We start from the raw sequence: 13,121 nt of genomic DNA, 5'->3' as shown, positions 1-13,121 counted from the left end.
GGCAGGGCCAGACGGCGCTGCCCTTTTTGCTTCTCATCACCGTTAAACAAATCGCGGGCATCATGGACAACAAACTTATTCCTCAGGCCACGTCGCCCCTGGCTACGTGGCTTTCTTATCTGGAACACCTCCATAGCAAAACCATCGACCTGGGCCTGGAACGCGTGGGCGAGGTGGCTGCCCGGCTGAACGTGCAGAAACCTGCGCCATTTGTCTTTACTGTTGCCGGAACCAACGGCAAAGGCACCACCTGCCGGACGCTGGAAGCGATGCTGACGGCGGCGGGCTACAAAGTGGGCGTTTACAGTTCTCCGCATCTGGTGCGTTACACCGAACGTGTACGCGTGCAGGGCGCAGAACTCACGGAGAGCGCGCATACGGCGTCGTTTGCCGCTATCGAGCAGGCGCGTGGCGATATCTCGTTGAGCTATTTTGAATACGGTACGCTTTCCGCATTGTGGCTGTTTAAACAAGCCGCGCTGGATGTGGTCATTCTGGAAGTTGGGCTCGGCGGGCGACTGGATGCCACCAACCTGGTGGATCCGGATGTCGCGGTCATTACCAGCATCGCGCTGGATCACACCGATTGGCTGGGGCCGGATCGCGAAAGTATTGGCCGTGAAAAAGCCGGTATCTTCCGTGCCGGGCGTCCGGCCGTAGTGGGTGAACCGGATATGCCGACGACGATCGCTGATGTGGCGCGTGAAAAGGGCGCACAGCTGTTACAACGTGATATTGCCTGGCAGTATGGCGTGGACGCTGAAAGCTGGTGGTTTAGCGATGCGGCAGGCCGCCTGGATGCGCTGCCGTTGCCGCAGGTGCCGCAACCTAATGCGGCGACCGCACTGGCGGCACTGCGTGCCAGTGGCCTTAACGTTAGCGAGCAGGCCATTCGTGACGGTATCGCCGGTGCCATTCTGCCGGGGCGCTTTCAGACTATCCAGACCTCACCGCGCGTGATTCTGGACGTTGCTCATAACCCGCATGCCGCCGCGTACCTCGCCGGGCGTCTCAAATCTGAGCCGCTGACCGGGCGCGTTCTGGCGGTTATTGGTATGCTGCATGATAAGGATATCGCCGGTACGCTGGCGTGTCTGGAAGGTGTGGTCGATAGCTGGTATTGTGCGCCTTTAGAAGGGCCGCGCGGGGCCACCGCTGAAGAGCTGGTGAAACACTTACGCGCAGGAACCGTCTACGCCAGCGTGGCGCAGGCGTGGCACGCGGCGATGGCCGATGCCGGGCCAGAAGATACGGTGCTGGTGTGTGGCTCATTTCACACGGTAGCGCATGTAATGGAAGAGTTAGACGCGGGGAGAGCCGGTGGCAAGTAAGTTTCAGAACCGCTTAGTCGGGACAATTGTGCTGGTAGCGCTGGGCGTCATTGTGCTGCCAGGGCTGCTCGACGGGCAGAAAAAACACTACCAGGATGAGTTTGCCGCGATCCCGTTGGTGCCAAAACCGGGCGACCGCGATGAGCCCGATATGCTGCCGACGGCGACACAGGCGCTGCCAGCTCAGCCGCCGGAAGGCGCGGCGGAAGAAGTGAGAGCGGGCGATGCGGCAGCACCGTCGCTCGATCCGGGGCGTTTTGCCGCGGCGAACAACAACGGCATCGATCCTGCGCCGGTGCAAGTGGAACAACCGAAGCCAAAACCCAAACCGGTTGAGCCGCCGAAACCGAAGCCGCAGCCAACGCGTGATGTCGCCAGCGAGCAAATCGCCGCCGCGACTGAAACACCGCCCGCCAAACCGACGCCTGCTGAAAAACCGGCCCCGGAAGGGAAGGCGTACGTCGTGCAGCTTGGCGCGTTGAAAAACGCCGATAAAGTCAACGAGATTGTCGCGTCGCTTCGCGGTGCGGGCTATCGCGTCTACACGTCGCCTTCCACGCCAGTTCAGGGTAAAATTACCCGCATCCTGGTAGGGCCTGATGCGTCGAAAGAGAAGCTTAAAGGTTCGCTTGGCGAGCTTAAGCAGCTCTCCGGGCTGAGCGGGGTGGTGATGGGGTATTCGCCGAATTAAAGGCGACCCTCACCCTAGCCCTCTCCCTGAGGGAGAGGGAACCGATCGAGCATGGTGTAAAGGTCGGTGCGGGTTTTCTCCCTCTCCCTAAGGTGAGGGGGATTAAAAACCCCTCCAGAAGCGATGGCGTTGAACATTTTTTCAGCGCCATTTTTATTTTCGCAGGGAAAGGAAATCCCTACGCAAACGTTTTCTTTTTCTGTTAGAATGCGCCCCGAACCGGATGACAGGGCGTAGCATCGTGGGACACATATGGTCTGGATTGATTACGCCATTATCGCGGTAATAGGTTTTTCCTGTCTGGTTAGCCTTATCCGTGGCTTTGTTCGTGAAGCGTTATCGCTGGTGACATGGGGCTGTGCCTTCTTTGTCGCGAGTCATTACTACACGTACCTGTCCGTCTGGTTCACGGGCTTTGATGATGAACTGGTTCGCAACGGGATTGCTATCGCGGTACTGTTTATCGCGACGCTTATCGTCGGCGCTATCGTTAACTACGTTATCGGTCAACTGGTGGAAAAAACCGGTTTATCGGGAACGGACAGGGTGTTGGGCATCTGTTTTGGTGCGCTACGCGGGGTGTTAATCGTCGCCGCTATTCTGTTCTTCCTTGATACCTTTACCGGTGTGGCGAAAAGCGAAGACTGGCATAAATCGCAGCTTATCCCGCAGTTCAGTTTCATCATCAGATGGTTCTTTGACTATCTGCAAAGCTCGTCAAGTTTCTTGCCCAGGACATAAGTCCTGAGATGTGGCTTAACGAGGAAAAGACGTATGTGCGGTATTGTCGGTATCGCCGGTGTTATGCCGGTCAACCAGTCGATTTATGATGCGTTAACGGTGCTGCAGCATCGTGGACAGGATGCCGCGGGCATCATCACCATTGATGCAAACAACTGTTTCCGTTTACGTAAGGCAAACGGGCTGGTCAGCGATGTCTTTGAAGCTCGCCATATGCAGCGTATGCAGGGCAACATGGGGATTGGCCACGTGCGCTATCCAACCGCTGGCAGCTCCAGCGCGTCTGAGGCGCAACCTTTCTACGTCAACTCCCCGTATGGCATCACCCTTGCCCATAACGGCAACCTGACCAACGCGCACGAACTGCGTCAAAAACTGTTCGAAGAGAAGCGCCGCCACATCAATACCACCTCTGATTCCGAGATCCTGCTGAATATCTTCGCCAGCGAACTCGACAATTTCCGTCATTATCCGCTGGAAGCCGATAACATCTTCGCCGCAATTGCGGCGACCAACCGTCAAATCCGTGGCGCTTACGCCTGCGTGGCAATGATTATCGGTCACGGCATGGTCGCCTTCCGCGACCCGAACGGCATTCGCCCGCTGGTGCTGGGCAAACGCGATATTGGTGATGGCCGCACGGAATATATGGTTGCTTCCGAAAGCGTGGCGCTCGATACCCTGGGCTTTGAGTTCCTGCGCGACGTGGCGCCGGGCGAAGCGGTGTATATCACCGAGAAGGGACAGCTCTTCACCCGCCAGTGCGCGGATAACCCGGTCAGCAACCCGTGCTTGTTCGAGTACGTCTATTTCGCGCGCCCGGACTCCTTTATCGACAAGATTTCCGTTTACAGCGCGCGCGTGAATATGGGCACCAAACTGGGTGAAAAGATTGCCCGCGAGTGGGAAGACCTGGACATTGACGTGGTGATCCCGATTCCGGAAACCTCCTGCGATATCGCGCTGGAAATCGCACGTATTCTGGGCAAACCGTATCGTCAGGGCTTCGTGAAAAACCGCTACGTTGGCCGTACCTTTATCATGCCGGGCCAGCAACTGCGTCGTAAATCGGTGCGCCGTAAGCTTAACGCCAACCGTGCCGAGTTCCGCGATAAAAATGTCCTGCTGGTCGATGACTCGATCGTGCGCGGCACCACCTCAGAGCAGATTATCGAGATGGCACGTGAAGCCGGGGCGAAGAAGGTGTATCTGGCCTCCGCCGCACCGGAAATTCGTTTCCCGAACGTCTACGGTATCGACATGCCAACCGCGACCGAGCTGATAGCCCACGGTCGTGAAGTCGACGAAATTCGCCAGATCATCGGCGCAGACGGTCTTATCTTCCAGGATCTGGACGATCTGATCGACGCGGTACGCGCAGAAAACCCGGATATTCAGCAGTTTGAATGTTCTGTATTTAACGGTGTATACGTCACTAAAGATGTCGATCAACAGTACCTCGATTATCTCGATTCCCTGCGTAACGACGACGCCAAAGCGGTGCAGTTGCAGAACGAAGTGGAAAACTTAGAGATGCATAACGAAGGTTAACGCGTCTAACGCCAGGGCAACCTGGCGTTTTCTTTTCTGTACCCCCAATCCTATCCCTCTCTTTTCGCAGTAATTTCGTCTTCCTCACATTTTTCAGAATCCGTTTTTCAATAGTGTGAACAAACCGGATAAACATCACTGCCATAAATTTTATAGTAGCGTCCATTAACCATTTTTAATATGTGGATAATACCAATCAGGGGTTAGTGAGGTGGTAAGAAAAACTGCTTTCATTGGTTACAAAACCCTCTCGACCCTTCGTTTTGTCTATATGGCGGAGTAGTATGCTGTCAATAACCATAAAATAAATGTGGTCAATGGTGCGCCTTTTGCAACCTGCGAGAGGTGCAGGAGAAACCCAAGTCTTCGTTACGGAATAACAACAAGATGACTGGAGATAACACCCTCAGCACTTCTCATGGCGTTAACCGCCGTGATTTTATGAAGCTTTGTGCAGCACTGGCCGCCACGATGGGGCTCAGTAGTAAAGCGGCCGCCGAGATGGCCGAATCAATCACCCGCCCGCAGCGTCCGCCGGTAATCTGGATTGGCGCGCAGGAGTGTACCGGATGCACGGAATCTCTGCTCCGCGCCACCCATCCAACCGTCGAAAACCTCGTGCTGGAGACTATCTCTCTGGAATACCACGAAGTGCTCTCCGCCGCTTTCGGCCATCAGGTTGAAGAGAACAAGCACAACGCCCTTGAGAAATACAAAGGTCAGTATGTGCTGGTGGTCGATGGCTCGATCCCGTTAAAAGATAACGGAATTTATTGCATGGTCGCCGGCGAGCCGATTATCGACCATATCCGTAAAGCGGCAGAAGGCGCGGCGGCGATTATTGCTATCGGCTCTTGCGCAGCCTGGGGCGGCGTGGCGGCGGCGGGCGTTAACCCGACCGGCGCGGTAGGGCTTCAGGAAGCCTTGCCGGGCAAAACGATAATCAACATTCCGGGTTGCCCGCCCAACCCGCATAACTTCCTCGCGACCGTCGCGCATATCATCACCTTTGGCAAACCGCCGAAGCTCGATGGCAAAAATCGCCCAACCTTCGCCTATGGCCGTCTGATCCATGAACACTGCGAACGCCGTCCGCACTTTGACGCCGGGCGCTTTGCGAAAGAGTTTGGCGATGAAGGACATCGCCAGGGCTGGTGTCTGTACCATCTGGGCTGCAAAGGGCCAGAAACGTACGGCAACTGCTCCACGCTGCAATTCTGCGACGTCGGTGGCGTCTGGCCGGTGGCGATTGGTCATCCCTGTTACGGTTGTAACGAAGAGGGCGTCGGTTTCCACAAAGGTATCCACCAACTGGCAACGGTTGAGAATCAAACGCCACGGGCGGAAAAGCCGGATGTAAACCTGAAAGAGGGCGGCGAGATTTCTGCTGGCGCCGTGGGTTTATTGGGCGGTGTGGTCGGCCTGGTGGCGGGCGTCAGCGTAATGGCTGTGCGCGAACTGGGGCGTCAGCAGAAGAAAGACAACACTGACTCACGGGGAGAATAACCGTGAACAGAAGACACTTTATTAAAGCTGCCTCCGGTGGCGCATTTCTGCTGGGGGCTGCGCCTTCCGTGGCTCAGGCTGCGGAAAACCGCCCGCCCATTCCGGGTTCGTTGGGCATGCTATACGACTCAACACTTTGCGTCGGCTGCCAGGCCTGCGTGACCGAGTGCCAGAATATCAACTTCCCGGCACGCAATCCGCAGGGCGAACAAACCTGGTCCAACAACGACAAACTTTCGCCCTACACCAATAACATCATTCAGGTGTGGCGTAGTGGAACGGGCGTCAACAAAGACAAGGAAGAGAACGGGTACGCCTACATCAAAAAACAGTGCATGCACTGCGTAGACCCCAACTGTGTCTCCGTCTGCCCGGTTCAGGCGCTGAGAAAAGACCCGAAAACCGGCATCGTGCATTACAACAAAGATGTCTGCACCGGCTGCCGCTACTGCATGGTCGCCTGCCCGTATAACGTGCCGAAATACGACTACAACAACCCGTTTGGTGCGATTCACAAGTGTGAACTGTGCAACCAGAAGGGCGTTGAACGCTTGGATAAAGGCGGATTACCCGGCTGCGTTTCCGTTTGCCCGGCGGGCGCGGTGATTTTTGGCACCCGCGAAGAACTGATGGCGGAGGCGAAAAAACGTCTGGCCCTGAAGCCGGGAAGCGAATACCACTACCCGCGTCAGACCCTGAAAACCGGGGATACCTACCTGCATACGGTACCACACTACTATCCACATCTTTACGGAGAGAAAGAGGGGGGAGGAACGCAGGTGATGGTGTTGACCGGTGTGCCCTATGAGAATTTGGGCTTGCCGAAGCTGGATGAGCTTTCTACTGGTGCACGTTCCGAGCATGTTCAACACACGGTTTATAAGGGCATGATGCTGCCGCTTGCTTTGCTGGCGGGGCTAACCGTGCTGGTGCGTCGCAATACGAAGAGCGGCCCTCACGAAGGAGGAGACGATCATGAGTCATGATCCAAAACCGCTGGGCGGGAAAATTATCAGCAAGCCGATCATTATTTTCGCGCCGCTGGCTGTGCTGTGCCTGATCATGATCGTCAAACGTCTGATCTGGGGATTGGGTTCCGTTTCCGATCTTAACGGTGGATACCCGTGGGGGATCTGGATCGCTTTCGATTTGCTGATCGGCACCGGCTTTGCCTGCGGGGGCTGGGCGCTGGCCTGGGCGGTGTATGTGTTCAACAAAGGGCGTTATCACCCGCTGGTGCGTCCGGCGCTGCTGGCGAGCCTGTTTGGTTATTCCCTCGGTGGACTGTCGATTACCATCGACGTTGGGCGTTACTGGAACCTGCCGTACTTTTACATTCCGGGGCACTTTAACGTTAACTCGGTGCTGTTTGAAACCGCCGTCTGTATGACCATCTATATCGGCGTGATGGCGCTGGAGTTTGCGCCCGCGCTGCTGGAACGTATGGGCTGGAAAGTACCGCTGAAGTTCCTCAATAAACTGATGTTCTTCATCATCGCGCTCGGCGCACTGCTGCCGACGATGCACCAGTCTTCCATGGGGTCATTGATGATCTCGGCGGGCTATAAAGTGCATCCGCTGTGGCAAAGCTACGAGATGCTGCCGCTGTTCTCGGTGCTGACCGCTTTCATCATGGGCTTCGCCATTGTGGTGTTTGAAGGTTCGCTGGTGCAGACTGGGCTACGGGGAAGAGGGCCGGATGAGAAATCGCTGTTTGTGAAGCTGATGAATACCGCCAGCGTGTTGCTTGCCCTGTTCCTGGTGTTACGCGTAGGCGAGCTGATTTATCGTCACAAGCTGTCGTATGCCTTTGCAGGGGATTTCTACTCCTTCCTGTTCTGGCTGGAAGCGCTGCTGATGCTCTTCCCGCTGGTGGTACTGCGCGTTGGGAAACTGCGTAATGATTCGCGCATGCTGTACCTGTCCGCACTGAGCGCGCTGCTTGGCTGTGCGACCTGGCGTATCTCCTATTCACTGGTAGCGTTCAACCCCGGTGGCGGTTACCACTACTTCCCGACCTGGGAAGAGCTGCTGATTTCTATGGGTTTTGTGGCAATTGAGATTTGTGCATACATTCTGCTCATTCGTCTGTTGCCGATACTTCCCCCTTTAAAACAAAACGACAACAAGCGTCATGAGGCGAGCAAAGCATGAGCCAGAGAATTACGATTGACCCGGTAACCCGAATTGAAGGGCACCTGCGTATTGACTGCGAAATTGAAAATGGGGTGGTGTCTAAGGCCTGGGCGTCCGGCACCATGTGGCGCGGCATGGAAGAGATTGTCAAAAATCGCGATCCGCGTGACGCCTGGATGATTGTTCAGCGTATCTGCGGCGTGTGTACGACCACCCATGCGATTGCCTCCGTGCGTGCGGCAGAAAGCGCGCTGAAAATTGATGTGCCGGTGAATGCGCAGCATATCCGCAATATCATTCTGGCGGCCCACACCACGCATGATCACATCGTGCACTTTTATCAGCTTTCGGCGCTCGATTGGGTGGATATCACGTCAGCCCTGAAAGCGGATCCGGCGAAAGCCTCGGCGATGCTGAACGGTGTATCGAGCTGGCACCTGAACAGCGCGGAAGAGTTTACGAAGGTTCAAAATAAAATTAAGGACTTAGTTGCCAGCGGCCAGTTAGGCATTTTCGCAAACGGCTACTGGGGGCACCCGGCGATGAAACTGCCGCCGGAAGTAAACCTGATTGCTGTTGCGCACTATCTTCAGGCGCTGGAGTGCCAGCGTGACGCGAACCGCGTGGTGGCGCTGCTGGGAGGTAAATCGCCGCACATTCAGAACCTCGCTGTTGGCGGCGTAGCGAACCCAATCAACCTGGATGGCCTGGGCGTGCTGAACCTTGAACGCCTGATGTACATCAAATCCTTTATCGACAAACTGAGCGATTTCGTTGAGCAGGTTTATAAAGTCGATACTGCGGTCATTGCGGCGTTTTATCCTGAGTGGCTGGAGCGCGGTCGCGGGGCGGTGAACTATCTTGCTACGCCGGAATTCCCGACCGATGGTAAAAACGGCAGCTTCCTCTTCCCGGGCGGCTATATCACCAACAGCGATCTCTCAACCTATCGCCCGATAAGTTCTCAGTCTGATGAGTTTCTGATTAAAGGGATCCAGGAGAGCGCGAAGCACGCGTGGTATAAAGACGAATCGCCGCAGGCACCGTGGGAAGGCACCACCGTGCCGAACTACACCGGCTGGTCAGACGATGGAAAATACTCCTGGGTGAAAGCGCCGACCTTTTACGGTAAAACCGTTGAAGTGGGGCCGCTGGCGAACATGCTGTGTAAACTGGCGGCAAAACGCGAATCTACCCACACGAAGCTCAATGAAATCATCGCCATTTATACCAAACTGACGGGTAAAACGTTGGGTGTAGAGCAACTGCACTCTACGCTTGGTCGCATCATCGGGCGTACCGTTCACTGCTGCGAACTGCAACATATTCTGCAGCATCAGTATAGTGCGCTGGTGACTAACATCGGCAAGGGCGACCATACCACTTTTGTGAAACCGAATATCCCGGCCACCGGTGAGTTTAAAGGCGTCGGCTTCCTCGAAGCGCCGCGCGGGATGCTGTCGCACTGGATGGTGATCAAAGACGGGATTATCAGCAACTATCAGGCGGTTGTACCTTCCACCTGGAACTCCGGCCCGCGTAATTTCAACGACGAAGTTGGCCCGTATGAACGTTCGCTGGTGGGGACGCCGGTTGCCGATCCGGAAAAACCGCTGGAAGTGGTGCGCACGATTCACTCTTTCGACCCGTGCATGTCCTGCGCGGTGCATGTGGTGGACGCCGACGGCAACGATGTTGTCGCGGTGAAGGTGCTGTGATGCGGATTCTAGTGTTAGGCGTTGGCAACATTCTGCTCACCGATGAGGCAATCGGCGTGCGTATTGTTGAAGCCCTGGAACAGCGTTACATCCTGCCGGATTACGTCGAGGTACTTGACGGCGGTACGGCCGGCATGGAGTTGTTGGGGGATATGGCCGATCGCGATCATCTGATTATTGCCGATGCCATTGTCTCACGCAAAAATGCGCCGGGCACGATTATGGTGCTGCGCGATGATGAAGTTCCGGCGCTGTTTACCAACAAAATCTCCCCGCATCAGCTTGGACTGGCCGACGTTCTGTCGGCCCTGCGTTTCACCGGCGAATTTCCGAAAAAACTCACCCTGGTGGGCGTTATTCCTGAATCCCTTGAGCCCCATATCGGTTTAACGCCAACCGTAGAAGCGATGATTACGCCGGCGCTGGAGCAGGTGCTGCTGGCGCTGCGCGAATCGGGCGTTGAGGTGGTAGCCCGGGAGGAAACGCATGTCTGATGAAATTACCGGTTTCTCAGCATCGCCACAGTTATTGGTGCAGGCAGCCTTTGAGGAAGTGGCGCGCCGTTCGATGCATGACCTGGCTTTTTTGCACCCAACCATGCCAGTGTCTGTCTCAGACTTCACGCTCTTTGAAGGGCAATGGACGGGCTGCGTTATCACCCCGTGGATGCTGAGCGCGGTTATTTTTCCCGGCCCGGAGCAGCGCTGGCCGCGTCGCACCGTCAGTGAAAAACTGGGGCTGCAACTGCCTTACGGCATCATGACCTTTACCGTGGGCGAGCTGGAGGGCGTTTCGCAATATCTTTCCTGCTCGCTGCTGTCACCGCTACCTAAAACGCTTGCGGTGGAAGAGGGGCTGCGGCTGGTGGATGATTGTGCGCGGATGCTGCTTTCCCTCCCGGTGAGCAACCCGGATGCGCCGGGCATGACAAGCCGCCGCTCGCTGCTGTTTGGCCGTCGGAGCGTGGCGGATGCATGAGCTGTCGCTGTGCCAGAGCGCGGTGGAAATCATCCAGCAGCAGGCCGCGCAGCACGGTGTTAACCGCGTGACGGGCGTATGGCTCGAGATCGGTGCGCTCTCCTGCGTGGAAGAGAGCGCCGTGCGTTTCAGCTTTGATATTGTCTGTCAGAATACCGTCGCGCAGGGCTGTGAATTGCATATTGAGTACCGCCCCGCGCAGGCCTGGTGCTGGGATTGCAGCCGCGCGGTGGAAATCACCCAGCATGATGCGCATTGCCCACAGTGTGATAGTGCGAATTTGCGCGTCGATACGGGCGACTCGCTGCGGGTAAAAAGTATTGAAGTGGAATAACCGGAGTTAATTATGTGTATTGGCGTACCGGGCCAGGTGCTGGCCGTGGGTGAAGATATTCACCAGCTCGCGCAGGTGGAAGTGTGCGGCGTGAAACGCGATGTGAATATTGCGCTTATCTGCGAAGGCGACACCGCCGACCTCGTTGGGCAGTGGGTGCTGGTGCACGTGGGCTTTGCCATGAGCATTATTGATGAAGCCGAAGCGCAGGCGACGCTGGCTGCGCTGCGGCAGATGGAACTTGACGAAACGGTGGTGTAAGTAATGGTTTAATTTCGTTGAACTGGCCCAGGACGCTATAATCCTGCTACGTTGCAGCATTACGCAAAAAGGGCAGTCACAGTGAAAAAACTTATTATTGGAATATCCGGTGCCAGCGGCGCAATTTACGGCGTTCGTCTGCTTCAGGTTTTACGCGACGTGCCTGATATTGAAACACATCTGGTGATGAGCCAGGCCGCGCGGCAAACTCTTGCGCTGGAAACGGATCTCTCGTTGCGCGAGGTGCAGGCCTTTGCCGATGTCGTGCATGATGCGCGAGATATCGCCGCCAGCATCTCTTCGGGCTCCTTCAAAACCATGGGCATGGTGATTCTGCCGTGTTCGATGAAAACCCTTTCCGGCATTGTGAACAGTTATACCGATGGGCTGCTGACCCGCGCCGCGGATGTGGTGCTCAAAGAACATCGCCCGCTGGTGCTCTGCGTGCGGGAAACACCGCTGCATCTTGGGCATCTGCGCTTAATGACTCAGGCCGCCGAGATTGGCGCGGTGATTATGCCGCCTGTTCCGGCGTTTTATCATCGCCCACAAACCATTGATGATATTATAAATCAGACAGTTAACCGCGTTCTCGATCTCTTCAATATCGACCTGCCACACGATCTCTTTACCCGCTGGCAAGGTGCCTGAACTGCACCAGTGTGGTGCTCATCTGTGCTTTTCGCCCTGTTGCAGGGCGATTTTGTAACGCCGATCAAATCCTCGATATTTAATCACGCATTTTGCGTTTTACTGCTGCGGATTATGTGTCCGAACTGCTATCTTCCTATCTTGTTACCATATTGCATCTTTTTATTAACATATTTAACGTCAAAGTTAGCGCTGACGATAAAGATGGCATAAAAGCTGCACTGTTGGTCTGCAACACACAACACAACCTATTAGATAGCAGCTCACTGCATCACGATTTTTAAAGGGGTATGTATGAAGAAGACGGTTCTGGCTCTCTCTTTACTGCTCGGTCTTGGCAGCGTTTCCAGCGCGTTTGCCGCATTGCCGCAAAGTATCCGCATCGGCACCGACACCACCTATGCACCGTTCTCGTCCAAAGATGCTAAAGGCGATTTCATCGGCTTTGATATCGATCTGGGTAATGAGATGTGCAAACGCATGCAGGTGAAGTGCTCCTGGGTCGGCAGTGATTTTGATGCCCTGATCCCCTCCATGAAAGCGAAGAAAATCGACGCGATTATCTCTTCTCTCTCTATCACCGAAAAACGCCAGCAGGAGATTGCCTTCTCCGACAAGCTCTACGCGGCAGATTCCCGTCTAATTGCCGCAAAAGGTTCGCCTATCCAGCCCACGCTGGACTCACTGAAAGGGAAGCACGTCGGCGTATTGCAGGGCTCGACTCAGGAAGCGTATGCGAACCAGAACTGGCGCAGCAAAGGCGTTGATGTCGTGGCGTACCAGAACCAGGACCTGATTTACTCCGACCTGGCCGCGGGTCGTCTGGACGCTGCATTGCAGGATGAAGTGGCCGCCAGTGAAGGTTTCCTTAAGCAGCCTGCCGGGAAAGATTTTGACTTCGCCGGGCCTTCCGTGAAGGATAAAAAATTCTTTGGCGACGGCACAGGCGTTGGCCTGCGTAAAGATGATGTTGAGCTGAAGCAGGCCTTTGATAAAGCACTGGCTGAGCTCCGCGCAGATGGTACTTACGACAAAATGGCGAAGAAGTATTTTAACTTCAACGTCTACGGGGATTAATTTTCCCGACAGCACCAATGCACTTTAATGGTGCATTGGTGCTGCCAATGTCTCGATGTTGTGCACTCTGTGCACAAAAGTGGTGCATTCCTGCATAAATACGCATTTTTAGTGAGAAAAAAGCCAACAGACAGGGCAGAATGCTT

14 protein-coding genes are annotated in these 13,121 nt (G+C 55.4%); all 14 read left to right on the top strand.

Annotated features, from left to right (window positions below; translation table 11 throughout):
• Positions 1–62 precede the first annotated feature (62 nt).
• Positions 63–1,331, top strand: coding sequence for a bifunctional tetrahydrofolate synthase/dihydrofolate synthase (gene folC / locus DBY68_RS01185; protein ID WP_108473777.1), 1,269 nt, complete (start codon positions 63–65; stop codon positions 1,329–1,331).
• Complete coding sequence (gene dedD / locus DBY68_RS01180) at positions 1,321–2,022, top strand: cell division protein DedD (RefSeq protein WP_108473562.1); 702 nt, start codon at positions 1,321–1,323, stop codon at positions 2,020–2,022. Before folC ends, dedD begins: the two co-directional genes overlap by 11 nt.
• Before the next feature lie 252 nt (positions 2,023–2,274).
• Positions 2,275–2,763, top strand: a complete 489-nt coding sequence (gene cvpA, locus DBY68_RS01175) for a colicin V production protein (RefSeq protein WP_015963619.1) — start codon at positions 2,275–2,277, stop codon at positions 2,761–2,763.
• 33 nt (positions 2,764–2,796) lie between these two features.
• A complete protein-coding gene (gene purF / locus DBY68_RS01170) occupies positions 2,797–4,314 on the top strand; it encodes an amidophosphoribosyltransferase (protein WP_108473563.1) in 1,518 nt (505 codons plus the stop codon).
• A gap of 387 nt (positions 4,315–4,701) precedes the next feature.
• Entirely contained in the window at positions 4,702–5,820 is a 1,119-nt protein-coding gene (gene hybO, locus DBY68_RS01165) for a hydrogenase 2 small subunit (RefSeq protein ID WP_108473564.1), read from the top strand.
• A gap of 2 nt (positions 5,821–5,822) precedes the next feature.
• On the top strand, positions 5,823–6,806 hold the full coding sequence (gene hybA, locus DBY68_RS01160) for a hydrogenase 2 operon protein HybA (RefSeq protein WP_108473565.1): 984 nt from the start codon (positions 5,823–5,825) through the stop codon (positions 6,804–6,806).
• Positions 6,796–7,974, top strand: a complete 1,179-nt coding sequence (hybB, locus tag DBY68_RS01155; RefSeq protein WP_108473566.1) for a Ni/Fe-hydrogenase cytochrome b subunit — start codon at positions 6,796–6,798, stop codon at positions 7,972–7,974. The genes hybA and hybB overlap by 11 nt, the downstream gene beginning before the upstream one ends.
• Entirely contained in the window at positions 7,971–9,674 is a 1,704-nt protein-coding gene (hybC, locus tag DBY68_RS01150; protein WP_108473567.1) for a hydrogenase 2 large subunit, read from the top strand. The genes hybB and hybC overlap by 4 nt, the downstream gene beginning before the upstream one ends.
• Entirely contained in the window at positions 9,674–10,168 is a 495-nt protein-coding gene (locus DBY68_RS01145) for a HyaD/HybD family hydrogenase maturation endopeptidase (protein ID WP_108473568.1), read from the top strand. Before hybC ends, DBY68_RS01145 begins: the two co-directional genes overlap by 1 nt.
• A complete protein-coding gene (gene hybE, locus DBY68_RS01140; RefSeq protein WP_108473569.1) occupies positions 10,161–10,652 on the top strand; it encodes a hydrogenase-2 assembly chaperone in 492 nt (163 codons plus the stop codon). The genes DBY68_RS01145 and hybE overlap by 8 nt, the downstream gene beginning before the upstream one ends.
• Positions 10,645–10,986, top strand: a complete 342-nt coding sequence (hypA, locus tag DBY68_RS01135; RefSeq protein WP_108473570.1) for a hydrogenase maturation nickel metallochaperone HypA — start codon at positions 10,645–10,647, stop codon at positions 10,984–10,986. The genes hybE and hypA overlap by 8 nt, the downstream gene beginning before the upstream one ends.
• 12 nt (positions 10,987–10,998) lie before the next feature.
• Positions 10,999–11,247 carry a hydrogenase maturation factor HybG gene (hybG, locus tag DBY68_RS01130; protein ID WP_108473571.1) on the top strand — a complete coding sequence of 83 codons (249 nt, stop codon included), beginning with the start codon at positions 10,999–11,001 and terminating at the stop codon, positions 11,245–11,247.
• An 81-nt stretch (positions 11,248–11,328) separates the two neighbouring features.
• Complete coding sequence (locus tag DBY68_RS01125) at positions 11,329–11,898, top strand: UbiX family flavin prenyltransferase (RefSeq protein ID WP_108473572.1); 570 nt, start codon at positions 11,329–11,331, stop codon at positions 11,896–11,898.
• A 294-nt stretch (positions 11,899–12,192) separates the two neighbouring features.
• On the top strand, positions 12,193–12,975 hold the full coding sequence (gene argT, locus DBY68_RS01120) for a lysine/arginine/ornithine ABC transporter substrate-binding protein ArgT (protein WP_108473573.1): 783 nt from the start codon (positions 12,193–12,195) through the stop codon (positions 12,973–12,975).
• Positions 12,976–13,121 lie beyond the last annotated feature (146 nt).

The sequence above is a fragment of the Pseudocitrobacter sp. RIT415 genome, from assembly GCF_003057695.2.
GTDB classification, from domain to species: domain Bacteria; phylum Pseudomonadota; class Gammaproteobacteria; order Enterobacterales; family Enterobacteriaceae; genus Pseudocitrobacter; species Pseudocitrobacter faecalis.
The sequence above is the reverse complement of the archived record's forward strand: the minus strand, read 5'-3'. Positions and strand labels throughout refer to the sequence as shown.